The organism is Giesbergeria sp. (assembly GCF_028686475.1).
Lineage (GTDB): Bacteria > Pseudomonadota > Gammaproteobacteria > Burkholderiales > Burkholderiaceae_C > Simplicispira.
Genome location: NZ_JAQUCA010000009.1, coordinates 98,608 through 124,198 on the forward strand (window position 1 = coordinate 98,608; position 25,591 = coordinate 124,198).

Genomic DNA, 25,591 nt, shown 5'->3' on the forward strand with positions numbered 1-25,591 from the left:
CAAATCTCTGTTACCTTTGTTTGGCCATTGCAGCGTACTATGTTCGTTTTTTCCTTCATCACAGCGCCGCCGTGAATTTTTTGAACGCCAGAGCCGTATTTTCTGCCCCCCCTGAAGGTGACGCGCCAGCCCTGCCGGCCTGGCCACTGGCCGCGCCTCTACCCGACAGCGTTGCCGAGGTGGCCGCCTTGCGTGCCACGCTGGAGCAAACCCGCCAAGAGCTAGAGCGCGCCCAGCGCCAACTGCGCGAGCAAGCGCAAGTTTTTCAAGCGATGGAAGATTTGGCCCGTGCTGGTTATTGGTGGCGTATGCGCGGCGATAACCGGGGCGGTGCTTATTGGTCACCCGGCCTGTGCCATTTGGCCGGCTTTGCCGAGCAAGACTGGGTCAGTTGCGCGCAGGGGCGCAGCGGCATTTTGGCCGATGATGAGGTCGCCTTTGAAAAAGCCCTGCGGCGCATGGATGGCCAAGATTTGGAATACCGCTGGCAGCGCCCGGATGGCCAAGTACGCCGCTTGCGTATCCGCATGTGCTTGCACCACAGCCCCGATGGCAGCGTGATGGAGTTGGGCGTGGTGCTGGATGTGACCGACAGCCACCAAGTAGCGGCCCAACTGCGCGAGCAATTGGACTTTATCCAGCGCATTGCCAGCCGAATTCCCGGCTTTATCTACCAGTACCGTATTCGCCCGGATGGCACGGCCTGCGTGCCCTACATCAGCGATGCGGTGCAAGACCTGTTGGGGGTCTCGCCCCAAGCGGCCATGCAAGACTTGGCCCACCTAGAATCCAAAGTGGATGCCAGCGATTTGCAAAGAATGCGCCTGATGATGGCCCGCGCAGTGCATGATTTGCAGCCTTGGCAGTGCGAGTACCGCGTCCATGCCGCAGATGGCAGCGTGCGCTGGCACATGAGCAATGCCGTGCTGCAAAAAGAACCCGATGGCAGCGTGCTGCTACACGGCTACACCCTCGACCTGACCGAGCGCAAACAGGCCGAAGAAGAAATCGAGCGCCTGGCCTTTTACGATGCTCTGACCGGTTTGCCCAATCGGCGTTTGTTGCTCAACCGCTTAGAACACAGCATCGCGGTGTGCCTACGCAAACAGCAACGCGGTGCTTTATTGTTCATTGATTTAGACAACTTCAAAGACCTCAACGACACCCAAGGCCATGATGTAGGCGATTTGCTCCTCACGCAAGTGGCACAGCGCTTGGTGGCCGTGGTGCGCGATGCCGACACCGTGGCCCGCTTTGGTGGTGATGAGTTTGTCATCATGCTCGATGGCTTGTCGGCAGATTTGACCATTGCCAACGCGCAAGCCGAAACCGTGGCCGAAAAACTGCTACGCGCCCTCAATACCCCCTACACCTTGGCAGGTGCGCTGCATTACAGTACCCCCAGCATTGGCGTGACGCTGTTTGGCGATGAGCGCCACAGCGTCGATGAGCTGCTCAAACGCGCTGATTTGGCCATGTACCAAGCCAAAGCCGCTGGGCGCAACACCCAGCGCTTTTTTGACCCAGCGATGCAGGCAGCGCTACTGGAGCGCTCTAGCCTAGAGGCTGATTTGCGCTTGGGGCTAGAGCGCGGCGAATTGTTCGCCCTGTACCAACCCGTGGTCAACCACCGGGGGCAAGTTTTGGGGGCCGAAGCGCTGGCGCGCTGGAAGCATCCCGAGCGCGGCATGATTAGCCCGGCCGACTTTATCCCGCTGGCCGAGCAAACCGGCCTGATTTTGCCCTTGGGGCGGCACATTTTGCAGCTGGCCTGTACCCAATTGGTAGCGTGGGCCGCAGACCGACAAACCGCCCACCTGAGCGTAGCCGTCAACGTCAGTGCGCGCCAGTTTCGCCAGCCCAGTTTTGTCTCTGAGGTGCTAGAGACACTGAAGCAAACCGGTGCCAATCCGCAGCGCCTCAAAATTGAACTGACCGAAAGTATGCTGTTGGGCGATTTAGATGCCACCATCGCGCGCATGGAGCAGCTCAAGCGCCAAGGCGTGGGCTTTGCTTTAGATGATTTTGGCACGGGCTACTCTAGCCTGAGCTACCTCAAGCGCCTGCCGCTAGACCAAGTCAAAATTGACCAAAGCTTTGTGCGTGATGTTCTGACCGACCCCAACGATGCCGCCATCGTGCGTACCATCTTGGCTTTGGCGCAAAGCCTCGATTTGGTGGCCGTGGCCGAGGGGGTAGAAACCACCGGACAAATGGGATTTTTGCGCCTGCACGGCTGCGAGCAATTCCAAGGCTATTTGTTTGGTCGTCCGGGTTCGGCGCAGGCTTTGCAATCCTTGATGCACGCCCAGCCCTGATTTTTAGCGACTGGCCAGCGCCCTATGCTCCAGCATCCGATGCCACAACATGCTTTACATGGCTGGCGTGGTGCCGTGGTGGTGCTGTTGCTGGCCGTGTTAGGGGCGGTGTTGGCGGTGTATGGCTTGCGTGGCCAGCGCCTGCACGAGCGCCAAGCCACCCAAGCACAGGTGCTGGCCCTGATGGCTCAAGCCCTGGACGGGCAGGCCGCGCAACAGTTGTTGCGCCAGCAGCTTAAATCCTTGCAAGAACACTGCACCCAAAAGCCAGCCACGGCCAGCACCCCTGCCCAGACTACCCTGCTGCCTTGGCTGGGCAAACTACGCCGGGCCTTGTCCGCCGAGGCTGTCTATTTGCTCGATGCCCAAGGCCAAGTCCAAGCCCAACAGGGGGCCGGCAGCGATGGCCTGTCCGGCAGCGCCTATGCGCGTTTGCGCCAGCAGCTGCTGGTGGCCGCTGGGGCCGACCTCCCAGTGCAAGTGCGCGCTATCGTCCATGCCAGCAGCCACGAACGCCAACTCTATCTGTTGGCCGCTTGGCCTGCTGGCTGCCTTGGTGCGGCATCGGCAGGCAAGGCAGCTACCTTGGTGGTGCAGTTGCCTTTTGCCCCTTTAGATGCCTTGCTGGCCCGTGCCGCCACGCCCATGCTGTTGCTCACGCCCCAAGGAGTGGCCTTTGCCGCGACGCGGCCCGAGTGGGTGTATGCCGTGGCACCCCCACTGACACAGCAGCGCATTGATGAGCTGGCCGCCTTGGGCCAGTTTGGCCCGTATTTTGACAATGGCGTAGCCTCGGCCTTGCCGTTTTCGCCCAGTGCCACCGAGGTGGTGCTGGACGGCCAACCCTATGCGGTGCAACAGCATCCCTTGGATTGGGGCGACCCGCAAGGCCGCTGGCAGTTGGTGATGCTGGACGACATCAGTGCCTTGATGTCACCCACCGACAGCCTGCACTATGGCTTGCTGATAGCGTTGTTGCTCATTTTGCCCGGTCTGCTGGCGCTGGCCTTGCTACGCAGCCGCGCCCAGATGGCCGCTACCTTAGAACGGGTACGGGTGTTGAGTACCGCCCTCGAACACAACCCGCTGGCCGTGGTGGTGACCGATGCCAGCGGCATCATCGAGTGGGTCAACCCGCAGTTTGAGCGCAACACCGGCTACTGCTTGGCCGAGGTACGCGGGCGCAAGCCCACCATGTTGGCCAGTGGCCGCACGCCGGCACAAACCTACCACGACATGTGGAACACCGTGATGGCGGGCCACATCTGGCAGGGGCAATTTATCAACTGCCGCCGCGATGGCAGCCCCTACTATGACGATGTCACCATTTCGCCGGTGTTGAATGCCCAAGGCCAATGTATCGCCCTGATTGGTTTGCAACAAGATGTAACTTATCGACTAGACGAGCAGCAAGCCAAACGCCAGCAAGAGGCGCGCCTGCGCGAGTTGCTGCAAGAGCAAACCGCCATTTTTGACCACGCACCGCCCGTGCTGTTGGTGGGGCATGGTGTGGTGCGTAAATTTAACCCGGCATTGCAAGCCTTACTCGGGCCGGTGCAGGTGGGCCAGCGTGCCGAGGTGTTTTTTGGTAGCTTAGAGCAGCAAGCAGCATTTTCGGCCCGCGTAGGGGCGACGCTGCTCAGTGGGCAGCCAGTGCAAATAGATTGGCGACTGTACCGCCACGATGGCAGCCATTTTGAAGCCCGCTTATCAGGCCGTCGGGTAGAACTAGAAGACTGCCCGGATGCCTCGCTGTGGATACTAGAAGACGTGAGCGAACGCCAACGCGCCGCGCAAGCCTTGCAGCAAGCCAAAGAGCGCGCCGAGCAATCGGCGGCGCAAAAGGCCCATTTTTTGGCCAACATGAGCCACGAAATTCGCACCCCCATGAACGCCATCATTGGCATGGCCCATTTGGCGCTGCAAACCGGCCTTAACCAGCGCCAGCACGATTACATCAGCAAAATAGAGCAAGCCAGCCGCCACCTGATGGGCATCCTGAACGATATTTTGGATTTTTCGCGCATCGAGGCAGGCAAACTACGCATTGACCCGCGCCCCTTTGTGCTGGACCAAGTGTTAGCTGGAGTGGTGGATGTCATCGGCGAAAAAGCAGCCGCCCAAGGCTTAGAGCTGATTTACGATGTGGCCCCCAACGTGCCCACCCATTTGGTGGGTGATGCCTTGCGTATCGGCCAAATCCTCATCAACTATGCCAACAATGCCGTTAAATTTACCGAGCAGGGCGAGATTGGCATTGCCGTGCGCGTGCAGCAAGAAAACGCATCCGGCCTGTTGTTGCGCTTTGAGGTGCGCGACACCGGCATTGGGCTAGAGGCCGAACAATTGCCCCAGCTATTCCAAAGTTTTCAGCAGGCCGATAGCTCCACCACGCGCAAGTATGGGGGCACCGGCTTGGGGCTGGCCATCTGCAAAAGTTTGGCCGAACTGATGGGCGGCGAGGTGGGCGTGCAAAGCCAGCGTGGTGTGGGTTCTAGCTTTTGGTTTACCGTGCCGGTGCAGCGCAGTGGCCCAGAAAAAGTGTTGCAACCCCCATCCAAGTTGCGCGGTAGCCGGGTCTTGGTGGTCGATGACAACCCCTCCGCTGCGGCGGTGCTGGCCGAAATGTTGCAATCGATGGGATTTGTGGTGCAGCAAACCCATTCTGGCCCCGAAGCGCTGGCCGCGCTGTGGCAAGCCAGCACGCAAGCGCAAGCCTTTGCGCTGGTGTTGTTAGATTGGCAAATGCCCGGCATGGATGGTCTAGAGCTGGCCCGGCGCATGGGCGAGCTGGACTTGGCCCAGCCGCCGCGCATCGCGATGGTCACGGCCTTTGGCCGGGAAGACGTGTTGCGCTCGGCCAGCAGCTGCGGCATTGTCCAAGTGCTGCTCAAGCCGGTCAATGCCTCCATGCTGCTCGACACCATTGTCGAGGTGCTGGCCTGCACCCAGGGCCAAACGCTCCCCGCCCAGCCAGCGCCCGACACCACCCTGACACCGCCCGCCTTGCATGGTGCCCGTGTGCTGCTGGTAGAAGACAACCTGCTCAACCAAGAAGTAGCGCGCGCCTTGCTAGAAGAAACCGGCATACAAGTGGATGTCGCTGCTGATGGCCAAATTGCCGTCAACCTGCTACAAAGCCAACACCCGTATTACGATTTGGTGCTGATGGACATGCAAATGCCCGTCATGGACGGCTTGCACGCCACGCGCTGCCTGCGCGCAGACCCACGCTTTGCCACCCTGCCCATCATCGCCATGACGGCCAATGCCCTAGAGGCCGACCGCCAGCGCTGTCTGCAAGCGGGCATGAACGAACATCTGGCCAAGCCGATGGAGCCAGAACGCCTGTGGCAGGTCTTGCAGCACTGGATTGCCCCACGCCACTGCCCGCCCAGCGGCACAGCCCTGGCAGCAGCACTGCGCGCCCCTGCACCACCATCGCCCAGTGCCTTGCCGCCAGCCATCGCCGGGCTGGATATGGCTTTGGGTTTGCACCATGCCTCGGGCAAGCAGGCTTTGTACGTCGATTTGTTGCAACGCTTTGCCAGCCACCATGCCGATAGCGCCAGCACTCTGCGCGCCAGCTTGGCCCAAAATGACTACCACAGCGCCCGACATCTGGCCCATAGCTTACGCGGCTTGGCCGCCACCTTGGGGGCCAGCGCCCTGAGTGCCAGTGCCGCTGCCCTAGAGCAAGCCTTGGACAACGCCTTGGATAATGCCTTAGAGCCACAACCCGACAAACTGAGCCAGCACGCCACCAGCAACGCCACCCGCAGCACCGGTGCCAGCGCGCTATCGGGCTTACTCGATACGCTGTGCCAGCAACTGCAAGCGCTGCTAGAGCCGCTACAACGTTGGCAGTCACAATCTGTAGCCCCTACGCCGCCGCACATGCCAGACAATGCCTGTTCCGCCGATGGCATTGCCACGGCTTGGCAACAGCTTTACACCCTGCTGAATCAAGATGACCCTGCCGCCATAGCCTGCCTAGAACACCATGCCCAAGCTTTAGCCGCTGGCTTGGGCAAGGCTTGGCCCGCTTTGCAAAGCGCGGTGCGCCAATTCGATTTTGCCAAGGCGCAAACCCTGCTGGAGCAACACCCCCCGCCAGTGCAAAGCCCCGAACAAGCAGCGCAAGCCCCTGTTACACCGGGCATTGCCCAGCCACCATCAATGCCACCATTGTGACCACACCCGCCGCCCACCCCCCAGGAGAAAGCATGGACGCAGCCTCTGCCACCCCCCCTTTGCCGCCGCCGCAATGGTCCGAGCGGCCCCTGCCCGTGGTGCTGGTGGTGGACGACACGCCCGACAATCTGGCCCTGATGGCCGAATTGCTCAAAGAGCGTTACAGCGTTAAAGTGGCAGCCAATGGCGAGCGCGCCCTCAAAATCGCCCAAACTCAACCCCAGCCCGATTTGGTGTTGCTCGACATCATGATGCCCGACATGGACGGCTACGAAGTTTGCCGCCAGCTCAAAGCGCAAGACAGCACCAAAGATATACCGGTCATTTTTTTAACCGCACGCACCGACACCGAAGACGAGCGCCAAGGCTTGGCCTTGGGCGCGGTGGACTACATTACCAAGCCCGTCAGTCCGCCCATTTTGCTGGCACGGGTGCAAACCCATTTGGCACTGAAAGCCACGGCAGACTTTTTGCGCGACAAAAGCGCCTACCTAGAGCGCGAAGTGGCACTGCGTACCCTAGAGGTGCAGGCGATTCAAGATGTCACCATCATGGCCATGACCTCTTTGGCCGAAACGCGCGACGACGAAACCGGCAACCACATCCGGCGCACCCAGTTGTATGTCAAAGCCTTGGCCGAGCGCCTGCGCTTGCAGCCACGGTTTGAAGCCCAGCTCAACGAGCGCATGATTGAGCTGATTTACAAATCGGCACCGCTGCACGATATTGGCAAAATTGGTATCTCGGATGCTATCTTGCTCAAGCCGGGCAAACTCACGCCCGAAGAGTACGCCACCATGCAGCGCCATCCTATTTTGGGGCGCAAAGCCATCGAGGGGGCCGAGCGCCGCCTCGGAATGCGCGTGCCCTTTTTGCGGATTGCCAAAGACATGGCTTATAGCCACCACGAGCATTGGGATGGCAGCGGCTACCCCGAGGGTTTGGTGGGCGAAGAAATTCCGCTGCCGGGCCGCCTGATGGCGCTGGCCGATGTCTATGATGCCTTAGTGCATCCACGCATTTACCGCCCCCAGCCCTTTACCCACGAGCAAGCCTGCACCATGCTACTACGCGGCCGGGGCACCCAGTTTGACCCGAAGGTGATAGATGCGTTCATCGACATCGCCGATGATTTTCGGCGCATCGCGCGCAATTACCCCGATGGCGACCGCAGACCAGTCGCCCAAATTGGGCAGCCCAAACCGGTAGCGCAAAGTCCCAAAGCGCGCTGCTGGCTGGCCGATGCCGACGAAGACGGGCGCGCCTAATCCCAACGACACCAGCGCTTAAAACGGTGCGTCGGGGCTGTCGCTGGCGGGCGCTGGCGTGTCTGCACTGTCGGCAGCATCGGCTTGGCGCAGGCCGGCCTTTTCGCCAGCGCTGGCAAATTGGCTGTATTTGCCCAAAATACTGACCAACTGGCCATAAATGCGTGGGTTGCCCGCCAAGCATTCGCCTTGCTCTAAAAAGTCGGCCTCGCCCGTAAAGTTGCCCACCAAGCCACCGGCCTCAGTCACCAGCAAAGAGCCTGCGGCAATGTCCCAAATGCTCAGGCCGGTTTCAAAAAAGCCATCGCAATAACCAGCGGCGATATAGGCCAAATCCAAGGCGGCGGCACCGGGGCGGCGCAGGCCAGCGGTGCGCGGCATCACGTCGGCCATCATGCGTAGGTAGTTTTGGAAATTGTCACCGGGGCGGAACGGGAAGCCGGTAGAAATCAGGCTGTCTTTGAGCTGGGTGCGCTTGCTCACGCGGATGCGCCGGTCGTTGATGTAAGCACCCCGGCCCTTGGTGGCCGTGAATAAATCGTTGCGCGAGGGGTCATAGACCACTGCCTGCTCAATTTTGCCGCGCACTGAGAGTGCAATGCTCACGGCATAGACCGGGAAGCCGTGGATAAAGTTGGTGGTGCCGTCCAGTGGGTCAATAATCCAGACAAATTCCGAATCTTTGGCCCCGTATTCGCTGCCCGATTCTTCGGCCAGAATGCCGTGGCCGGGGTAGGCGGTGAGCAGGGTTTCAATGATCGCTTGCTCGCTGGCGTGGTCCACTTCGGTCACGAAGTCGTTAATCTGCTTTTGCGAAATACGCACCGCCTCCACGTCTAGGGCCGCGCGGTTGATGAGAGCGCCGGCGGCGCGGGCAGCCTTGATGGCCACGTTGAGCATGGGGTGCAGATTGGACGACATAAATTGTAGGAGTGGGTGCGCTGGGTTAAAAACGGCAACGCACAGGCCAAGAACAAGAAGAACACAGCCCGGCGATGCGCGCTGCGACAATAAGACCCCCGATTTTAGCCCTGCTGCCTGCATTCTGTGCATCTCCACCCACGTCAATCCATGAAAACCCGATTCATCCTGATTCAAACCAGCCACGCTGGCAATGTCGGTGCCGCTGCCCGCGCCCTGAAAACGATGGGCTTTGATGACTTGGTGCTGGTGGCCCCGCGTTGGCCCAATGTATTGCGCCGCGAAGAAACCATCCAGCGTGCCAGCGGCGCTTTGGATGTGCTGAAAAACGCCCGCATCGTCGAGACGCTGGATGAAGCCCTGGACGGCCTCAGCCACCTGTGCGCCACCGCCATGACCCCGCGTGATTTTGGCCCGCCCAGCCGCTTTCCACGCCAGCATTTTGAGCAGCTGCTGCAACCCCAGTTGCCGCCCTTGGCCAGCCGCGAAACCGGCATCGGTTTTTTGTTTGGCTGCGAGCGCTTTGGCATGGCCAATGAAGACGTCTATCGCTGTGACGTGGCTTTGCAGATTCCGACCAACCCGCAGTTTGGCTCACTTAATCTGGCTTCGGCCATCCAAGTGATTGCCTACGAGTGGCGCCAAGCCTTGGGTGGTTTTACAACCGCTGATGCCACGCCAGCCCCTAGCGCTGCCGTACCGCCGCGTGCCGATGCCGCGCAGGTGGCCGGCATGTTGGCCCACTGGGAGCAAGCGCTGGTGGCCGTTGGCTTTTTAGATCCGGCCTCGCCGAAAAAGCTGATGCCGCGCCTGAACCAATTGTTCAACCGGGTGCAATTGCAAACCGAAGAAATCCACATCCTGCGTGGTGTTGCCAAAGCCATGCTCGAAGCAGCACGGGCAAAAGACTAAACTTGCTTGCTGTTTTTAGCTCCTCTATCTGCACTGTTGCCCTGATTTGCCCATGTTTACCCGCCTGCGCTCCGACATCCAGTGCATCCTAGAGCGCGACCCCGCTGCGCGTAGCCGCTGGGAGGTGCTTACCTGCTACCCCGGCCTGCACGCGCTGGTGCTGCACCGACGCGCGCACTGGTGCTGGACGCACGGCCTGAAGTGGTTGGGGCGTTTTATTTCGCACACCGCGCGCTGGCTCACTGGCATTGAAATCCACCCCGGCGCACAAATTGCCCCCTGCGTCTTTATTGACCACGGCATGGGCGTGGTGATTGGCGAAACCGCCGAAATCGGTCCCGGTTGCACCATTTACCACGGGGTTACGCTGGGTGGTACGTCTTTGTACAAAGGGGCTAAGCGCCACCCGACCTTGGGGGCGAATGTGGTGGTAGGTGCTGGGGCCAAAGTATTGGGCGGCTTTACTGTGGGCGATGGGGCCAAAATTGGCAGCAATGCCGTCGTCACCAAACCGGTGCCCGCTGGGGCCACCGCCGTGGGCAACCCGGCGCGCATTATTGAGGCCCAAGCCGACGTGCGGCGCGAAGAAGCAGCCTCCAAAATGGGTTTTTCGGCCTATGGTGTCACGCAAAGCGATGACCCACTCGCGCAAGCCCTGCGCGGCCTGATAGACAGCGCCAGCACACAAGAACACCAAATTGCTCTGCTCTGGCAAGCGATAGAAAAATTAGCCGCCACCCCAGCCAGCAGCCAAAGCCCCGATTGCGTGCCCGTCGATGCGGCACGCCAAGAACATTTTGAGGCCGACAAGCTCAATGCCTTGGTGGGCAAATAAGCCTACGACACTGTTTTTTATTTGAGGAGAGCAAACCGATGGACGTATTCCAAGCCTTGCAACAGCGCCGCTCAGTGCGTGCCTTTTTGCCCCAAGCCCCCAGCAGCACCGTGGTGCGTGAGATAGTAGAGCGCGCCGCCTGTGCCGCATCGGGGGGTAACCTACAACCTTGGCGCGTGGTAGCCCTGACCGGCGAACCCCTGGCCCAAGTGCTGCAAGCCGCCAATGAATCGAACCCGGAAGAGTACGCCAACAGCATGGCCTACCCGCCCAATTTGTGGGAGCCTTACCGCAGCCGCCGTTTTGCCAATGGCGAAGCCTTGTACCGCACCCTGAACATCCCACGCGAAGACAAAGCCGGACGCTTGCAGCAATTGGCCAAAAATGCCCAATTTTTTGGTGCGCCGGTGGGTATTTTTATTTGCATTGACGAGCGCATGGGCGAGCCGCAATGGATGGACGTGGGCATCTACATGCAATCGTTGATGCTGCAAGCCACCGAGCAAGGCTTGGCCACCTGCGCCCAAGGTTTTTGGCGCAAATACACCGAGGTACTGCGCCAACCCTTGGGCCTGCCCCAGCCCTACACCATCGCTTGCGGCATCGCTTTGGGCTATGCAGACCCCGACGCGCCCATTAACACCTTGGTAGCAGGCCGCGCACCGTTTGACGAGTGGGCCACGATGCGCGGTTTTTAAGCCGCGCACCTGCTGGCTACTGGCCCTGGGGCTTTCGCCTAGGGGTCAGCTTAGGGCTTGATGGCAATTTTTAGCACGCCATCGCGCTGGTGGGCGAACAAGTCGTAAGCCTCGACAATGTCATCGAGTTTGCGCTGGTGTGTGACCAGCACGCCCAAATCCAAACGGTTGGAGGCAATCACGTTCATCAGGCGGCGCATACGCTCTTTACCGCCGGGACACAAGGCGGTGCGGATGGTGTGGTCGCCCAAGCCTGCGGCAAACTGTGCCAGCGGAATCGTCAAGTCTTCGGAATAAACCCCCAAGCTCGACAAAGTGCCACCGGGGCGCAGTACCTTCATTGCTTGGCCAAAGGTGGCTTGCGTGCCCAGTGCCTCAATGGAGCTATCGGCCCCCTTGCCGCCGGTCAGTCGCATCACCTCGCTGACCACATCCACATTGCGGAAATTGAGCGTAATGTCGGCACCCATTTTTTGCGCGATGCTCAAACGGTGGTCGTTGCCATCGACGGCAATGATGGTGGTGGCCCCCAGCAGGCGCGCACCAGCGGTAGCGCACAAACCAATGGGACCTTGGGCAAATACCACGACCGTATCGCCAATTTTGATGTTGGCGTTTTCTGCGCCCTTAAAGCCAGTGGACATGATGTCGGGGCACATCAGCACCTGCTCATCGGTCAGGCCATCGGGAATCGGGGCCAAGTTGGCTTGGGCATCGGGCACCAGCACATACTCGGCTTGGGTGCCGTCAATCAGGTTGCCAAAACGCCAACCCGCCGTGGCTTTGTAGCCGTGGCAGCCGCACAGGCCGCCGGGAATCAGGTAGCTGCCATCTTGCGATGCGGCGCCATCTTGCGCTGCATACGAGTTGAAATTGGGGCAGATAGCCCCGGCAATCACGCGCTGGCCTTCGGTGTAGCCAGTGACGGCACTACCGAGTTTTTCAATCACGCCCACCGGCTCATGGCCCACCGTCAGGCCCTTGGCTACTGGGTATTCGCCTTTGAGGATGTGGACATCGGTGCCGCAGATGGTGGTGGTGGTGATGCGGATTAAGGCATCGTTGGGGCCAACATCGGGGATGGGTTTGTCGGCCAACTCGATACGACCAGGGGCCACAAAAACGGCAGCTTTCATCATGCTCATCGGAAACTCCTATGCAGTGAAAAAACATGGCGCACGCACAGCACGCCACGTCCTAGGGTGTAACCGAAAAACCGCCGCTTGTCATTGGGGTAATAACCCAAACGGGTTCTTCTCTACAATCTGGCATCTGGGCAGCGGGTGCAAGCACGCAGCCAGTTTGCTGATTTATAAGGAATTTTCATGAGCCTCAAATGTGGCATCGTTGGCCTGCCTAACGTGGGCAAGTCCACCCTGTTTAACGCCCTGACCAAAGCGGGCATTGCTGCCGAAAACTACCCCTTCTGCACCATCGAGCCTAATACCGGCGTGGTTGAAGTGCCCGACCCACGTTTGCAAGACTTGGCCAAAATTATCAATCCGGAGCGCATCGTGCCCGCGATTGTGGAGTTTGTCGATATTGCAGGCTTGGTGGCCGGGGCCTCTAAGGGCGAAGGCTTGGGCAACCAATTTTTGGCCCATATCCGCGAGACCGATGCCATCGTCAATGTGGTGCGCTGCTTTGACGACGACAACGTGATTCACGTCGCCAACCGGGTGGACCCGATCGCCGACATTGAAGTCATCCAAACCGAGTTGTGTTTGGCCGACCTGAGTACGGTAGAAAAAGCCCTCAACCGTTACAGCAAGGCGGCCAAATCGGGCAACGACAAAGAAGCCGCCAAACTGGTGGCCCTGCTCACGCGCATTCAGGCCGCGCTAGACCAAGGCCAGCCCGCACGCACAGTCGAAGTGAGCAAAGAAGACCAGCCCCTGCTCAAATCCTTTTGCCTGATTACCGCCAAGCCCGCCATGTTTGTGGGCAACGTGGCTGAAGATGGTTTTGAGAACAATCCCTACCTAGAGCGTCTGCAAGCGTATGCCGCCAGCCAAAATGCGCCGGTAGTGGCTATTTGCGCCAAAATGGAAGCCGAAATGGCCGAAATGAGCGACGAAGACCGCGATATGTTCTTGGCCGAAATGGGCCAGACCGAACCCGGCCTCAATCGCTTGATTCGTGCTGGCTTTAAGCTGCTGGGTCTGCAAACTTACTTTACCGCTGGCGTGAAAGAAGTGCGCGCTTGGACGATTCGCATTGGCGACACTGCCCCGCAAGCCGCTGGCGTGATTCACGGTGATTTTGAGCGTGGCTTTATCCGCGCCCAAACCATCGCTTTTGACGACTTTATCCAGTACAAAGGCGAGCAAGGTGCCAAAGACGCGGGCAAGATGCGCGCCGAAGGCAAAGAGTACGTGGTCAAAGATGGCGACGTGCTGAACTTCTTGTTCAACGTTTAAGCCGATTGCTGGCGTTTTGGGGCTATCCAAGACAAAACGCCAGCACCCGATGGGCTGCGCGTCGCCCATCTACAAATGCTACAAGTGAAAATCGCCTGCCGCCTCGGGTTGGTAAAGCACTTTTTCAATGCGGACATGGCGGGTGCGGTTGGCCATGCGCCAGTCGAAGGCATCGCCCTCTTTGTAGCCCAGAATGGCCGTACCAATGCCTGAGTAAACTGACAGCTTACCCGCCGTATCGTCGGCATCTTCTGGGTACACCAGCGCCACTTCTACGGCTTCGTCGTCTAGCTGTACCAAAGCCCGCGAGTTCATTGTTACGACATCTTCGGCCACTTGGCGTGGATGCACCACGATGGCGCGCTCAATCTCATGCTCCAACTCAAACACCTCCGAGGCATCTTCGAAGGCGAGCAAATTTCTGAGCCGCGCTTTGTCAATTTCGGTGATGTGGATGTGGGTCACATGGTCCGCAGGGTTGTCGCGCAGCAGCTGGAGGTAGCGCTGCGCGCTCATGCTGAAGGATTTGAGGCCAGGCGTTTCGCGTTCTAACAAGAAACCGCAATGCTCGAAGGCTTTTAAGGAGCGGGCGTTCTCGGTGTGAATTTTGGCGATGAGCTTGTCGGAGCGCATTTCAAAAAATGCGTGCTTCATACCGGCACGGATGGTATTGGCCCCCAGCTTGCGGCCCCAGTTGTCGCGGTTGCCAATCACCAGCACCATTTCGCAGTCGCTGCCGTTTTTGACCAAACGCACAAACCCCACCGGGATGTCCTCGCGGTCGTAGGCCATGAAGAAGCGGCCACTTTGGTTGAACAGATGGGTCAGGGTGGGCAATTGCACCCGTCCAACCACTTGTTCAATAAAGCGCGAGACATGGCGCGAATCGCTCAGGTAGCGGGTCACGGACTCGTCTTCCAACCAGTCCATGAGATGGAACGCATCGGCCCGAGTGATTTCGGGACACAAAGAAATAAAAGGCTTAGTCATCTTCACCACATTTGGCTGCAAGAATGAAAGCCTTTCATAGCTGTGGCTACGACGGTTCTTTCGCTGAATGGTTGATTTTAGCAAATACCTTGCTTTTTAGTAACTGCGCCCGGCCTTAAACAGCGCATGTTGCCGCCGTTGCAAGGGGCTGGCGGCTTCTAATTTGGCCATCGCGCCACCGGCGTGGGCGTGGGTGATGGCAATGCCCAGCGCATCGGCGGCATCGGGGCCGGGCAGGCCGGGCAATTGCAACAGGCGTTGCACCATTGCTTGCACTTGCGATTTGGCGGCGCGGCCATGCCCGACGATGGCTTTTTTCATTTGCAAGGCGGTGTATTCGGCCACGGGTAAATCGCGCGCCACCAAGGCGGTGAGGCAAGCTCCACGCGCTTGGCCTAGCAGCAGTGTGGATTGTGGGTTGACATTCACAAACACAATTTCTACGGCGGCAGCATCGGGTTGGTAGCGCGCTATCACTTCGCCAATGCCATCGAACAGCACTTTGAGCCGCCCCGGTAAATCGCCCAAGGCCAGGCCCGTGGTGCGGATGGTGCCGCTGGCGACATAGCTCGATTGTTGGCCTTGCACATCAATTAAGCCAAAGCCGGTGGTTTGCAAGCCGGGGTCTATGCCCAAAATACGCATCGGTGCCGTGGTGGGTTTAGGCCGGTGCTGCCAGTAGGGCGCGCAACTCGGCCAGCACGGGGGCGCTGGGTGGGCGCACACCGCGCCAAATGGCAAAAGCTTCGGCGGCTTGCTCGACCAACATGCCCAAGCCATCGCGGCCTTGGGCACCGTGGGCGCTGGCCCAGTCTAAAAAGCCTTGCGCGGCGGCACCATACATCATGTCGTAGGCCAAAGCACCGGGGCGCAACACGCTGGCGGCTACGGGCACGGCGGCACCGGCCAAGCTGCTGGTGCTGGCGTTAATCAGCAAATCAAAATCGCTGTGAATCGCCTCTGGCGTAGTGGCCAGCAGTTGGCAACCGTGTTGCGCGGCCAGTGGTGCATGGGTAGCGACCAAAGCTTGGGCTTTGGCCAAGGTGCGATTGGCCACCACCACCTGCCGTGGACGGCAGGCCAGCAAAGGCCCGAGTGCGCCCGCGCCAGCACCGCCAGCACCCAGCAACAAAATATCGCGTCCAGCTAACTCAAAACCAGCGTTGCGCGTGATGTCAGCCACCAAGCCCAAGCCGTCGGTGTTGTCGGCCACAATGGCCCCAGCGTTAAAACTGAGGGTATTGGCGGCACCAGCTAACAAGACACGCTCGCTGCGGTGGCTGGCCAAGGCGGCGGCTTCTAGTTTGAACGGCACGGTCACATTGCAGCCGCGTCCACCGGTAGCGGCAAAATCATGCACGGCTTGGGCAAAACCATCGAGGGCCACCCAGTGGCGTTCGTAGCGTAGCTTCTCGCCGGTGAGTTGGGCAAAACGGGCATGTATCCACGGTGAGCGGCTGTGCGCTACCGGGTTGCCCATGACACCATAAAAATCAGTGCTATCGCTCATTGCACGGCGGTCTCTAAAGTTTGGTCGCGGGTAAATTTGAAACGCGATACCACGGCGATTTGGTCGGCTTGGCGGCGCATGGCCGCGTTAAATGCCTCAAATGGCCCGGCAGCGCGGGCAATGGCTTCGGCGCGGCGGTCTAGCAAGCGGTTGCCGGAGCTTTGCACCACTTCGGTTTCTAGCACTTGGCCATCGTGGTTGACGGTGACAATCATGGTCAACTCGCCGTAGATTTTGTGGCCGTTTTGTTCAGGAAAATTGGTGGTGCCTTTGTCTTCGACCTTGCGGCGCATGGTGTCGTAGTAAATCGCATAGACCTCATCGCGCGTGGCCGGGCTGATGTAGCGCTTTTTGGGCCGGGCGTTTTCGTCGTTGATGCGTTTTTCAATTTCGGCCAGCAAGCGCAGCAATTGGCGGCGCTTTTCTTCTTGCTCTTGGATGGCTTTGTTGGCGGTTTGAACGTTGGGATTGGCAGGCGGCAAACTGGCCAATTGTTGGCGCAAATGTGCCAGCAAGCGCATTTGCTGCATTTGCAGGGCATCCAGTTGGCGTTGCGATTCTTCGTAATCGTCGCCCACTTTGGTTAAGGCCGAATAGGGCAGCGGGCTGGTGGCGCGGCCTTGGGCGGCTTCGCCACCACCAGCGAGTGCATGTTGGGCGATGGCTTGGGCTTGGTCGGGGCGCTCATCGGAGCGCGCATTGACCAAAATCACCTCCAGCGGTGTGTCTTGAAAAACCTTATGAAAGGCTTCGGGATGGACAAAACGCACCGTCAACAGCGCTGCATGAATGGCGATAGAGAACGCCAAAGTCCATTGCAGCGTGTCGAGCGAAGAAAAGAAGGTAGTGGTGGCTGGTTTCACGGGGCCAGATTATCCGACGCTGGGGGCGCTGGGCGTGTTGTTTTCTGTATCGGTGTCGGTCAAATCCACGGCAATGGCGATGGGGCCAGCACCAGCACCAAGGTCTTCTTCATCCTCGGATTCGGTGGCCTCGGCATCGCTGGTGTTGTCTAGGCGCTCTAGCAGCGTGCCATGCACATCCAAGGCCATTTCATCGACTGCCCCCAGCTTGACACGCAAACGCGCACCGCGTGGCAGGTTTTGCGCCCCCAGCACGGCAAACACCAGTGGCAGGGTGTCGGCGCGCACCAGGCAATCGCCGCCGGGCATCTCTTTGAGGACCGTGGCCTCTAACTCGGTGATTGCATTTTGTTGCAAGTATTTGAGTGTCCAGAAGCGCTCCATGCTCGATTGGTAGCCGTTGTAAGCGCTGTAAGTAGCCTCAAAGCTGCTGATGATGGAGAACAATTCGGCATCTTTGGGCTTGAACGGCGCGGCCAAAGCAGCGGTGTTGCCGTGGCGCACGCAGGCAATAATTTGCCATTGGTTGACCAAATCAACATAGCGGCGCAGCGGCGAGGTGGCCCAAGCGTAGCTTTTGACTCCAATACCGGCGTGGGGCAGGGCTTTGGTGCCCATACGCACTTTCACGCCGGGGGCCATGCTGGCTTGACTGCGGTAAATGCCGGGCACGCCCAGCTCGGCCAACCAACTGCCCCAAGTGCTGTTGGCCACGATGGCGGCTTCGGCGACGATTAAATCGAGCGGTGCGCCGCGTTGGCGCACGCTGATTTCTACCGTTTCGCTGCCGTTGGGTTCGGCCCCTTGTTTGCCTTGCAGACGGAAGTTGTAATCGGGGCGGTTAAAGTTTTCGGGCTTGCCGCGCACTACTTCGCGTTGGGCTTTCAGGTGCTGTGCCAGCCGGTACAAAAAGGCCAGTTGGGGCCGCAGCGCGGAGACTACCTCGGGGGTGTCGGGCACTTGGACGGACGCATCTTGCAGCCAGCTTTCGGTCACGATGTGGTCTAGCTGGTCGTGGCGCAAGTTGGCGGCCACGGGCACGCGCTCTAATTTGGTTTCGGTGCCGGTGATTTCTAGCGTGGCTTCGTTGATGGTGACGTAGAGCGAGACGGCTGGATTGGCACGGCCTTCGTCCAAGGTATAAATTTGCACCACGGCATCGGGCAGCATGGTGATTTTGTAGCCCGGCATATAGACGGTAGAGAGCCGGTTGCGCCCTAATTGGTCTAATGGCGTGCCGGGTACCATCGCCAAACCGGGGGCAGCAATGTGGATGCCCAGCACCACGGTGCCGGTGCCCAAGCCTTGCAGCGATAGCGCGTCGTCAATCTCGGTGGTGTGCGAGTCGTCAATGGAGTAGGCTTGCACCGGGGCCAGTGGCAAATCTGCCGGTGGCTGGGGTGCTTCCAAGCTGGGAAAGCCAGTGCCTTTGGGAAAATTGTCGAACAAAAAGCGCTGCCAATGGAATTGGTAGGCCGAATCAATCGCCCCGGCTTGTTGCAACAAGGCCAAGGGGGCTGTGTGGGTGGCGCGGCTGGCCTCGACCACGGCTTTGTATTCGGGCGCGTTTTTGTCGGGCTTGAACAAAATTTTGTACAACTGCTCCCGAATCGGGGGCGGGCATTGGCCTTGGCCCAAGGCCTGCGCCCAATCTGCTACCTGTTGTTGGAGGGCTTTTTTCTTCTCTAGGGCGGCCAAGGCTTGTTGCAACACTTCTGCCGAGGCTTTTTTGAAGCGCCCTTTGCCTGCGCGGCGGAAGTAGTGCGGCGAGTCGTGCATACAGAACAAAGCACCGGCTTGCTGCGCCAGCGTGGCTTGCTCAGAAAAGTAATCTTTGGCCAAATCGGCAAAGCTAAACTCATCTTCGGGGGCAAACTCCCAGGCCAAATCCAGTTCTATCTCGCTGGCGATGGCTTGCGCCTGCATCAGCAATTCTGGCGGGCTGGGTTTGTCAAATTTGAGCAGCATGTGGGCGGTTTTCACCTTGACCCGCTTGCCAGACTCCAGTTCTACCTGTGCCGAGGCCTCGGCTTCTGAGAGGATACGACCGGCCAGGAATTTGCCGGAATCTTCAAACAATACATGCATGGCGTTATTGTCCCATGCACAGCCAAAGCGCGGCCATCAGAAGTGTGGCAAGCTTGCGCTTTCTTTGTTGTTTTGCTGGTACCCCGTGCCAAAATTTGGCGTTTTTATCAATGCTTCAATACCTTACTGTTCCTGTCACACCGTTTGAGCAAAATTGCTCGATTGTCTGGTGCGATGCCACCCACGAAGCCGCCATCATTGACCCCGGTGGCGATATCGAGCGTCTGTTGGCCCAAGTGCAGCGCTTGGGCCTGAAGTTGACCCAGCTGTGGCTCACCCACGCCCATATTGACCACGCTGGCGGCACGGGCGCATTGGCCGAACGCTTGCACTTGCCGATTATTGGCCCCCACCCCGGCGACCAATTTTGGATTGACGGCCTGCCGATGCAAAGCCAGCGCTTTGGGTTTCCACCCGCGCAGCACTTTACGCCCACGCGCTGGTTGTCCGATGGCGACACGGTAACGGTGGGCCAAGAGACGGTGCAGGTGCGCCACTGCCCCGGCCACACGCCGGGCCATGTCGTGTTCCATGCGCCACAAATTGAGCGTGCCTTTGTCGGCGATGTGTTGTTTGCGGGCAGCATTGGGCGCACGGATTTTCCGCAAGGCAACCACGAGCAACTGATTGACAGCATCACCCAGCGCCTGTGGCCAATGGGCGATGCCACGGTGTTTATTCCGGGCCACGGCCCCGAAAGCACTTTTGGCCGCGAGCGTCGCAGCAATCCTTACGTGGGTGGTACCTGAGCTGGACGCATCTATGGCCACCGGTTGGCAGTTCCATTGGGTGATGTACGACCACTACGGCTACGCTTTTTTGGCCGTGGTTGGTACGGGCGCGGCAGTACTGCTGGTGCAGCGCAGTTTGCAGCACCCGCGCTTGGACCCTTGGCTGGCCAGTCTGGGCGGGGTGGTGCCGCCGTTTATCAACGTGATTAGCGTGCTGTTTGGCCTAACGTTGGCTTTTTTGGCCAACGATACCTGGAGCGCGCGCGACCGCGCCGTGAACGCGGTGATGAAATCTCCCACAGCTAAACGCAAAGCGTTGTAGCTGGGGTTTCTCGCTTCATCGACTGGAACGCCAAGATGTTGCCATCTGGACGGTTTACCCATGTCTCTACGAGCGTAGGCTGGGTTGCCCCAGCCGGTTTGGAGCATTCCGCCCCTACCTTTTGTTTTTTAACCCTTCCTCGCTTGACTTTCTTCTTGGCTACATCCTCGCCCAGCATCAGGGCTACTCCGCGTTTAACCAGCACTTTGGCGGCATTGGTATCGGCGTTGTCGGTGCAATGGCAGCTTTGGCAAACAAACGCGGCTTGAGAGCGCCGGTTGTCTGGGTGAGTGAAACCGCAGTGGCTGCACTCCTGCGAAGAATAGTGTGCGGGCACTTCGATGCACAGTTTGCCTGCACGCAAGGCTTTGTAGTGCGTGTAAACCTTGATTTGGCCCCAACCTGAAGCCAAGATGGCGCGGTTCAGCCCGGCTTTTTGCTGGACATTTTTGCCCGGTTTCTCGGCATCACCCTTGGCACTGGTAGTCATGTTCTTGACTTTCAGTGCCTCCAATACATACAGCTTGTAAGCAGGGTCTGCTACCAAGGCATGGCTGGTTTGGTGGCAAAAATCGCGGCGCAGGTCAGTAGCGTATTGTTGGCATTGGGCTACGCGCCGTTGAGCTTTTTTCCAACGCCTTGAACCTTGCATTCTTCGCGCTTGGCGGCGTTGCCAGCGCTTTTTGTGTTTTTCTTGCTGGACTAAACGCTTTTTTTCTATTGCCCGGAAATCAAACTGCTGTCCATTGCTGGCCGCCAGTGGAATCTGGACACCTCTGTCCAAACCCAGTGTGACGCTGCTTAGTTCAGCAGTGCTGAAGCTGCGTAGCCATTGGGTGATTTCCTCAACGCTAGGCTCAGCAATGCCATCGTCATAGTTAAAGGACACATGCCTGTGTCCGGCATGGATGCTCAGGTGGATGGAAGCTGGCAGCGCGTAATCACGGTGCGCTGTAAAAGCCAAGCAGCCCAGGGGATGCTTTTTGGTGCCAAGATGCAGCAGGTGGTGCGTGACTTTTCCGGTCTCATCTTTGATAGGCTCAAAGGAAAACAATTCGCGCGTAAGCCATACCGATTATTTACCATACTTGGCTTGGATAGTGGGGCGGCCACCTAAACCGGCAAAGAAGCGGCTGTAAGCCTGCATCCATTTGGCGGCACCATTGCGTAACAGCTGGCTAGGCACCTCCGAGAGCCACGGGGTCAGTTCTGGGTGCTTGAACTGGCTATATTGTTGGTCGATGGGGGCAAACTGCCCGGTATGGTCGAGTGACTTGCGGGCAAAGGTGCGAAAATAGCGGTCTTCTTGCACCTTGGCGTTGTAGATAAAGCGCTGGCAACCTATCCATTGCAACAGCACTTTTTCTTGTGCCGGAGTGGGGTAACAACGAAAACGGTTGCCAATTTGCATCAGATGATTTTATTCCTTATCCAAAAAAAAAGGCACTTTGCAAGTGCCGCTCGCTTGACCCACACCCTGCCTAGCGGCTAGGGTGGGGAATGCGCTCGCAAGGAGTTCAACTGCCTACCGCCGTATCCTCCCCGGCCCCACTGCTGGCCGCTGTCGCCAGCTTGGTTAGCTAAGCACGCTGCACCGCCCTCATGTCTATGTCGTCTGCCACCGCTGCTGCCGCTGTCGCCCCTGCTTCGCCTTGGTTTGATTTGGCTACCATTTTGCGCCATGCGGGCACGGTGTTGGTTGGCCAACTGGCGGTGATGGCGTTTGGCATTACCGACACCATTGTGGCGGGCCGCCATGCCGAGGCTTCTTTGGCGGCGTTGTCGGTGGCCTCGGCTATTTTTATCACGGTATCGGTGGGGCTGGTGGGGGTGTTGCAGGCTTTGTTGCCCGTGTGGGCTGAACTGCGCGGGGCCAATCGGCCCCAGCGCATGGGGGCATCGTTTCGGCAATCTTTGTATTTGGGGTTGTCGGCTTCGGCGTTGGGGGCGCTGCTGTTGCAACACCCCGGCCCGATATTGGTAGCGGCTGAAGTACCGGCGCATTTGCACCCCCTCATCAGCGATTATTTGCGCGTGCTGGCTTTGGCTTTGCCCGCTACTTTTTTGTTTCGGCTGTTTAGCATTTTGAACCAAGCGATGGGCCATCCTCGGCTGATTACGTGGATACAGGTGCTGGCGCTGCCGCTCAAGGTGTGGCTGTCGGTGTGGTGGACCTTTGGGGGCTGGGGCGTGCCCGCCTTGGGCGCGGTCGGTTGTGCTTGGGCCACTTTGGCGGTGTATGTCAGCATGTTGGGCTTGGGGATTTGGCTGTCGCGCACGCAAGATATTTACCAAGCTTTACAACTGTGGCAGCCCTTAGAGCGCCCCGACTGGCGGCAATTGGCGCAATTTTTGCGTTTGGGCGTGCCTGCCGGACTGACGGTGTTGGTAGAAGTGACTTCGTTTACCTTGATGGCGCTGTTTATTGCACGCCAAGGTACCACTGCGTCGGGGGCGCATCAAATCGCCTCTAATTTGGCAGCGGTGCTGTATATGGTGCCCTTGTCATTGGCGATTGCGGCCAGTGCGCGCGTGAGTTTTTGGCGTGGCGCGGGCAACGAGGCCCATGCGCGCCAAGCGGCCTTGTTGGGCTTTGGGGTGGTGGCCCTGCTGGCGGCACTGCTGGCCGCGCTGCTGTGGGGGTTCAGAGAACCCATTGCCCGCTTGTATTCTGAGCAGCCTGCCGTGGTGGCACTAGGCTCGGGCTTATTGTGGTGGGTGGCGGTTTACCATTTGGTCGATGGCTTGCAATGCTTTTGTTTGTTCGTGTTGCGCTGCTACGGCGTGACGGTGGCCCCCTTGGTGGTGTACAGCCTGTTGCTCTGGGGTGCGGGTTTGGGGGGTGGCTACACCCTGAGCTACCACGGTTTGGGGCCTTGGTCGGCGCAAGCCACGCCCGCCACGTTTTGGATGAGCAGTGCAGCTGCCCTGACCTTGTGTACCTTGGCTTTTGCCCTGATGCTGTGGCGTTGTTTGGCGCGTTGGAGCCTGCCCAGCAGCCCGCCTCAGGCCACGGCCATGCGCTGAAACAAACCGCCGGGCAAACGCGCCACGTGGCCCTCTAGCTCCAGCTCTAACAACTGCACCAGCAAGCTGGCTGTATCGAACCCGGTGCGGGCCACCAAGGCATCTAGCCCCACCGGGTCAAAGCCCAAAGCGCGCAACAGGGCCGATTCGGGCGGTGCTGGGGCGTTGGTTTCTGCGCTGGATATGGTGGATGTGGTGGCTGGTTCGGGTGCAGCTGGGGGCAGGTGCAGGTCTTCTAAGACATCTTGCGCCGATTCGACCAGCTTGGCCCCTTGGCGTATCAGGGCATGGCAGCCGCGCGATTGCGGTGCGTGGATAGAGCCAGGAATGGCAAACACCTCGCGCCCTTGGTCTGCGGCCAGCTGGGCGGTAATCAAAGAGCCGGAGCCGGGCGTGGCCTCGACCACCAACAAGCCTTGGCATAGCCCGGCAATCAGGCGATTGCGCCGGGGAAAGTTGGTTGCCAGTGGGGCCGTGCCCAAGGGATATTCACTCAGCAACCAGCCTTGGGCGGCAATGCGGTGCGCTAAATCGCGGTGGCGCGCTGGATAGACCCGGTCTAGCCCGGTGCCGACCACGGCAATGGTGGCCGCAATGCCATCGTCGCTGCGTGCGGCTTGCAACGCGCCTTCGTGGGCGGCGGCATCAATGCCCAAGGCCAAGCCCGACACAATGCACAGGCCACTGGCGCGCAAAGTGCGGGCAAAGGCCAAAGCGTTTTCTTCGCCTTGGGCGGTGGGGTTGCGGCTACCCACGATGGCTACGCAATGGCGTGCCGTGAGTGCTGGGGCTTGGGGTGGCAGCAAGTGCCCCGGCCCCATCAGGTAAAGCAGCGGCGGTGGGTCATCGCTATCGAGCAGCGCTGCCGGGTACAGTGGGTGCCCCCACGGCAGCACCAGTTGGCATTGCGTGGGCGTAGAGGCTTGCAGCCATTGCCAAGTGCGCTCCAACTGTGGCCCCAGTGCGGGCGGTACGGTTTGCAAGGCTTGGCTTTGCAACGCCGTGACGCAGGTTTGCAGCGTTGACGGCGATTGGGCAAAAATAGCCGCTGGTGCGCCAAAGCGCTGCAATAGTTTGCGTGCCGTGATGTGGCCCACGCCCGGCGTGAGGCTTAGGCGCAACCAAGCGGCCAGTTCTGCTTGCTCTAACGTGGGCTGCATCGCGCGGCGGGGGCGTTTACTGCGGATTGACCAAACGGTCGCCCACGCGCACCGTGGTTTGCACGTTCAAAATCAGCGCGTAAGAGACGCGCTCGAAAGTGCGAAACACCATTGCCATGCCGTTGCTCTCGCTGGGCAGTTTGATGGTGGGGCGAGTGGGGTCGGTTTTGTCTTGGATGCGTGCGCCTTGGGTGAGCAGCTTGAGGATGTGGCCAGTGCGTAGGCCGTCGTGTTCACCGGCACTGAGGGTAACGACTTGGTTTTGTGCCGCATTGACCAGCGCCGAGCTGTTGTAGATGGACACCACGCGCGCATCCACCTCTTGCTCGGGGGCGTGCGGGGTGTAACTGACAAAGCCACGCTCGGGCATGGGCAACAAGCGGTCCCCGGCGCGGATTTCTTCGCGGATGGAGGTAATGCCCAGGGTGGCGGGGATGTATTCTTCGACCGCTTGCCCCTTGGCATTGAGGCTGCTTTCGTTGCCTTCGCTACGCAACAACTCGGCTTGGCCCAGATAGTGCGCTTCGTAGCCTAGCACTTCGCCGCTTAAAGGGTGCTTGAGCGGCTTGGCATTGCGAAACACCCGGTATTGGCGGGATTCAGTGTTGTCGGTGCGTAGTGGCAGGGCGGCATCGCCGCGTGCATAGACGCGGTCGCCGGTACTCATTAAAACCCGGTCTTCGGTGGTGGCCACAATGCGCGCTGCGTGCAGTAGCTCGTCTTCGTCCACCACCAAGGGTTCGACCAAGAATGGCTCAATCAGGTGTGGCTGCAAGGTGGGCAGGGCCGAATCCGCCAAACCTTCGCTGCGCGTGCGTGGCGAGATACGCACGGTCTCAAGCTCGCCCCGGTTGCGGGCGCTACCGGCGCCGGTGCGTAAGCGGGCAAAATTGCCATCCACTTCCAAGTGCAGCGTTTGCCCCGGAAAAATCAGGTGCGGGTTGGCGATTTCTTCGCGGTTCATGCCCCACAGCAGGGGCCAGTTCCAGGGTTTTTTCAAATACAGCCCCGCAATCGCCCAAAGGGTGTCGCCACGTTGCACCACATAGCTGGCTGGGGCGTTGGGGGCCAAATCGGCCACGGCTACGCCGCGCGCGGTTACGGCATGGCTGGTAGCGCTGGGTGGATTAGCGCTGGGTGGATGAGTGCCGGGGGCTTGACCCATCTCTGGCAGGGGCAGGGGCAGGGGCTGCGCCTGTGCCGATAGCCCAGCCAGGGCCATGCCCAGCACCCAAGCCATGCGCCAAGGCCGTGCCAAACCGGTACGCTGGGGGTTGGTAAAAGAGGCAACATCTTGTTTTTGGTGAGGCATTGGCGATAGGCTCCGACACGGA

General features: G+C 59.4%; 21 protein-coding genes. 10 read left to right on the forward strand and 11 right to left on the reverse strand.

Annotation, left to right across the window (positions count from 1 at the left end):
- Positions 1 to 71: 71 nt before the first annotated feature.
- Genes PHX60_RS08425 through PHX60_RS08435 form a run of 3 tightly spaced genes read left to right on the forward strand, consistent with a single transcriptional unit; the run spans position 72 to position 7,780 of the window.
- Positions 72 to 2,318, forward strand: a complete 2,247-nt coding sequence (locus tag PHX60_RS08425; RefSeq protein WP_300076694.1) for an EAL domain-containing protein — start codon at positions 72 to 74, stop codon at positions 2,316 to 2,318.
- A 24-nt stretch (positions 2,319 to 2,342) separates the two neighbouring features.
- Positions 2,343 to 6,512, forward strand: a complete 4,170-nt coding sequence (locus tag PHX60_RS08430) for a response regulator (RefSeq protein ID WP_300076696.1) — start codon at positions 2,343 to 2,345, stop codon at positions 6,510 to 6,512.
- 32 nt (positions 6,513 to 6,544) lie between these two features.
- Positions 6,545 to 7,780, forward strand: coding sequence for a two-component system response regulator (locus PHX60_RS08435; protein WP_300076698.1), 1,236 nt, complete (start codon positions 6,545 to 6,547; stop codon positions 7,778 to 7,780).
- Between the two features lie 18 nt (positions 7,781 to 7,798).
- On the opposite strand, the gene PHX60_RS08440 is transcribed toward PHX60_RS08435, so the two are convergent.
- Entirely contained in the window at positions 7,799 to 8,701 is a 903-nt protein-coding gene (locus tag PHX60_RS08440) for an inositol monophosphatase family protein (RefSeq protein WP_300076700.1), read from the reverse strand.
- Between the two features lie 150 nt (positions 8,702 to 8,851).
- Here PHX60_RS08440 and PHX60_RS08445 point away from each other — a divergent pair, with 150 nt between their 5' ends.
- The 3 genes from PHX60_RS08445 to PHX60_RS08455 are packed head-to-tail and all read left to right on the forward strand — an operon-like array spanning position 8,852 to position 11,146.
- Positions 8,852 to 9,613: an RNA methyltransferase gene (locus PHX60_RS08445; protein ID WP_300076702.1), complete on the forward strand. Its 762-nt coding sequence runs from the start codon at positions 8,852 to 8,854 to the stop codon at positions 9,611 to 9,613.
- 52 nt (positions 9,614 to 9,665) lie between these two features.
- Complete coding sequence (gene cysE / locus PHX60_RS08450; protein ID WP_300076704.1) at positions 9,666 to 10,448, forward strand: serine O-acetyltransferase; 783 nt, start codon at positions 9,666 to 9,668, stop codon at positions 10,446 to 10,448.
- A gap of 38 nt (positions 10,449 to 10,486) precedes the next feature.
- Positions 10,487 to 11,146, forward strand: coding sequence for a nitroreductase (locus PHX60_RS08455; protein WP_300076706.1), 660 nt, complete (start codon positions 10,487 to 10,489; stop codon positions 11,144 to 11,146).
- 50 nt (positions 11,147 to 11,196) lie between these two features.
- Here the strand turns inward: PHX60_RS08455 and PHX60_RS08460 are convergent, their stop codons facing one another.
- Positions 11,197 to 12,291, reverse strand: coding sequence for an NAD(P)-dependent alcohol dehydrogenase (locus PHX60_RS08460; protein ID WP_300076708.1), 1,095 nt, complete (start codon positions 12,289 to 12,291; stop codon positions 11,197 to 11,199).
- 180 nt (positions 12,292 to 12,471) lie between these two features.
- Between PHX60_RS08460 and ychF the strand changes: the two genes are divergently transcribed.
- Positions 12,472 to 13,566: a redox-regulated ATPase YchF gene (ychF, locus tag PHX60_RS08465; RefSeq protein WP_300076710.1), complete on the forward strand. Its 1,095-nt coding sequence runs from the start codon at positions 12,472 to 12,474 to the stop codon at positions 13,564 to 13,566.
- 78 nt (positions 13,567 to 13,644) lie between these two features.
- On the opposite strand, the gene PHX60_RS08470 is transcribed toward ychF, so the two are convergent.
- The 5 genes from PHX60_RS08470 to PHX60_RS08490 form a co-directional block, all read right to left on the reverse strand.
- On the reverse strand, positions 13,645 to 14,556 hold the full coding sequence (locus tag PHX60_RS08470; protein ID WP_300076712.1) for a bifunctional GNAT family N-acetyltransferase/nucleoside diphosphate kinase regulator: 912 nt from the start codon (positions 14,554 to 14,556) through the stop codon (positions 13,645 to 13,647).
- Between the two features lie 96 nt (positions 14,557 to 14,652).
- Positions 14,653 to 15,201, reverse strand: a complete 549-nt coding sequence (ruvC, locus tag PHX60_RS08475; protein WP_300076714.1) for a crossover junction endodeoxyribonuclease RuvC — start codon at positions 15,199 to 15,201, stop codon at positions 14,653 to 14,655.
- A 16-nt stretch (positions 15,202 to 15,217) separates the two neighbouring features.
- Positions 15,218 to 16,066, reverse strand: a complete 849-nt coding sequence (aroE, locus tag PHX60_RS08480) for a shikimate dehydrogenase (protein WP_300076716.1) — start codon at positions 16,064 to 16,066, stop codon at positions 15,218 to 15,220.
- On the reverse strand, positions 16,063 to 16,887 hold the full coding sequence (locus tag PHX60_RS08485; protein WP_300076761.1) for a TonB family protein: 825 nt from the start codon (positions 16,885 to 16,887) through the stop codon (positions 16,063 to 16,065). Before PHX60_RS08485 ends, aroE begins: the two co-directional genes overlap by 4 nt.
- A gap of 51 nt (positions 16,888 to 16,938) precedes the next feature.
- Positions 16,939 to 19,017, reverse strand: a complete 2,079-nt coding sequence (locus tag PHX60_RS08490; protein WP_300076718.1) for an RNB domain-containing ribonuclease — start codon at positions 19,015 to 19,017, stop codon at positions 16,939 to 16,941.
- A 110-nt stretch (positions 19,018 to 19,127) separates the two neighbouring features.
- Between PHX60_RS08490 and PHX60_RS08495 the strand changes: the two genes are divergently transcribed.
- Both PHX60_RS08495 and PHX60_RS08500 read left to right on the forward strand, forming a co-directional pair.
- On the forward strand, positions 19,128 to 19,766 hold the full coding sequence (locus PHX60_RS08495) for an MBL fold metallo-hydrolase (RefSeq protein ID WP_300076720.1): 639 nt from the start codon (positions 19,128 to 19,130) through the stop codon (positions 19,764 to 19,766).
- 13 nt (positions 19,767 to 19,779) lie between these two features.
- Positions 19,780 to 20,070 (forward strand): hypothetical protein, encoded by a 291-nt coding sequence (locus tag PHX60_RS08500; protein ID WP_300076722.1) that lies wholly within the window; start codon positions 19,780 to 19,782, stop codon positions 20,068 to 20,070.
- Here the strand turns inward: PHX60_RS08500 and PHX60_RS08505 are convergent.
- Together PHX60_RS08505 and PHX60_RS08510 are read right to left on the reverse strand one after the other, a co-directional pair.
- Positions 20,051 to 21,124, reverse strand: coding sequence for a transposase (locus PHX60_RS08505; RefSeq protein WP_300076724.1), 1,074 nt, complete (start codon positions 21,122 to 21,124; stop codon positions 20,051 to 20,053). The two genes, PHX60_RS08500 and PHX60_RS08505, sit on opposite strands and share 20 nt — an antisense overlap.
- Before the next feature lie 21 nt (positions 21,125 to 21,145).
- Positions 21,146 to 21,481 (reverse strand): helix-turn-helix domain-containing protein, encoded by a 336-nt coding sequence (locus PHX60_RS08510; RefSeq protein ID WP_300076726.1) that lies wholly within the window; start codon positions 21,479 to 21,481, stop codon positions 21,146 to 21,148.
- 191 nt (positions 21,482 to 21,672) lie between these two features.
- Here PHX60_RS08510 and PHX60_RS08515 point away from each other — a divergent pair, with 191 nt between their 5' ends.
- A complete protein-coding gene (locus PHX60_RS08515) occupies positions 21,673 to 23,097 on the forward strand; it encodes an MATE family efflux transporter (protein ID WP_300076728.1) in 1,425 nt (474 codons plus the stop codon).
- Here the strand turns inward: PHX60_RS08515 and dprA are convergent.
- Both dprA and PHX60_RS08525 read right to left on the reverse strand, forming a co-directional pair.
- On the reverse strand, positions 23,076 to 24,257 hold the full coding sequence (gene dprA, locus PHX60_RS08520) for a DNA-processing protein DprA (protein WP_300076730.1): 1,182 nt from the start codon (positions 24,255 to 24,257) through the stop codon (positions 23,076 to 23,078). The two genes, PHX60_RS08515 and dprA, sit on opposite strands and share 22 nt — an antisense overlap.
- Before the next feature lie 16 nt (positions 24,258 to 24,273).
- Complete coding sequence (locus PHX60_RS08525; RefSeq protein WP_300076732.1) at positions 24,274 to 25,569, reverse strand: LysM peptidoglycan-binding domain-containing protein; 1,296 nt, start codon at positions 25,567 to 25,569, stop codon at positions 24,274 to 24,276.
- Positions 25,570 to 25,591: the final 22 nt, after the last annotated feature.

What these genes read in the sequence shown, in the direction of transcription:
- PHX60_RS08470 (WP_300076712.1), bottom strand. Translation starts at nt 14,556, where the DNA reads ATGACTAAGCCTTTTATTTCTTTGTGTCCCGAAATCACTCGGGCCGAT.
- PHX60_RS08440 (WP_300076700.1), bottom strand. Translation starts at nt 8,701, where the DNA reads ATGTCGTCCAATCTGCACCCCATGCTCAACGTGGCCATCAAGGCTGCC.
- PHX60_RS08495 (WP_300076720.1), top strand. Translation starts at nt 19,128, where the DNA reads ATGCTTCAATACCTTACTGTTCCTGTCACACCGTTTGAGCAAAATTGC.
- ychF (WP_300076710.1), top strand. Translation starts at nt 12,472, where the DNA reads ATGAGCCTCAAATGTGGCATCGTTGGCCTGCCTAACGTGGGCAAGTCC.
- PHX60_RS08515 (WP_300076728.1), top strand. Translation starts at nt 21,673, where the DNA reads ATGTCTATGTCGTCTGCCACCGCTGCTGCCGCTGTCGCCCCTGCTTCG.
- PHX60_RS08510 (WP_300076726.1), bottom strand. Translation starts at nt 21,481, where the DNA reads ATGCAAATTGGCAACCGTTTTCGTTGTTACCCCACTCCGGCACAAGAA.
- aroE (WP_300076716.1), bottom strand. Translation starts at nt 16,066, where the DNA reads ATGAGCGATAGCACTGATTTTTATGGTGTCATGGGCAACCCGGTAGCG.
- dprA (WP_300076730.1), bottom strand. Translation starts at nt 24,257, where the DNA reads ATGCAGCCCACGTTAGAGCAAGCAGAACTGGCCGCTTGGTTGCGCCTA.
- ruvC (WP_300076714.1), bottom strand. Translation starts at nt 15,201, where the DNA reads ATGCGTATTTTGGGCATAGACCCCGGCTTGCAAACCACCGGCTTTGGC.
- PHX60_RS08455 (WP_300076706.1), top strand. Translation starts at nt 10,487, where the DNA reads ATGGACGTATTCCAAGCCTTGCAACAGCGCCGCTCAGTGCGTGCCTTT.
- PHX60_RS08525 (WP_300076732.1), bottom strand. Translation starts at nt 25,569, where the DNA reads ATGCCTCACCAAAAACAAGATGTTGCCTCTTTTACCAACCCCCAGCGT.
- PHX60_RS08435 (WP_300076698.1), top strand. Translation starts at nt 6,545, where the DNA reads ATGGACGCAGCCTCTGCCACCCCCCCTTTGCCGCCGCCGCAATGGTCC.
- PHX60_RS08445 (WP_300076702.1), top strand. Translation starts at nt 8,852, where the DNA reads ATGAAAACCCGATTCATCCTGATTCAAACCAGCCACGCTGGCAATGTC.
- PHX60_RS08430 (WP_300076696.1), top strand. Translation starts at nt 2,343, where the DNA reads ATGCTCCAGCATCCGATGCCACAACATGCTTTACATGGCTGGCGTGGT.
- PHX60_RS08500 (WP_300076722.1), top strand. Translation starts at nt 19,780, where the DNA reads ATGGCCACCGGTTGGCAGTTCCATTGGGTGATGTACGACCACTACGGC.
- PHX60_RS08490 (WP_300076718.1), bottom strand. Translation starts at nt 19,017, where the DNA reads ATGCATGTATTGTTTGAAGATTCCGGCAAATTCCTGGCCGGTCGTATC.
- PHX60_RS08460 (WP_300076708.1), bottom strand. Translation starts at nt 12,291, where the DNA reads ATGAGCATGATGAAAGCTGCCGTTTTTGTGGCCCCTGGTCGTATCGAG.
- cysE (WP_300076704.1), top strand. Translation starts at nt 9,666, where the DNA reads ATGTTTACCCGCCTGCGCTCCGACATCCAGTGCATCCTAGAGCGCGAC.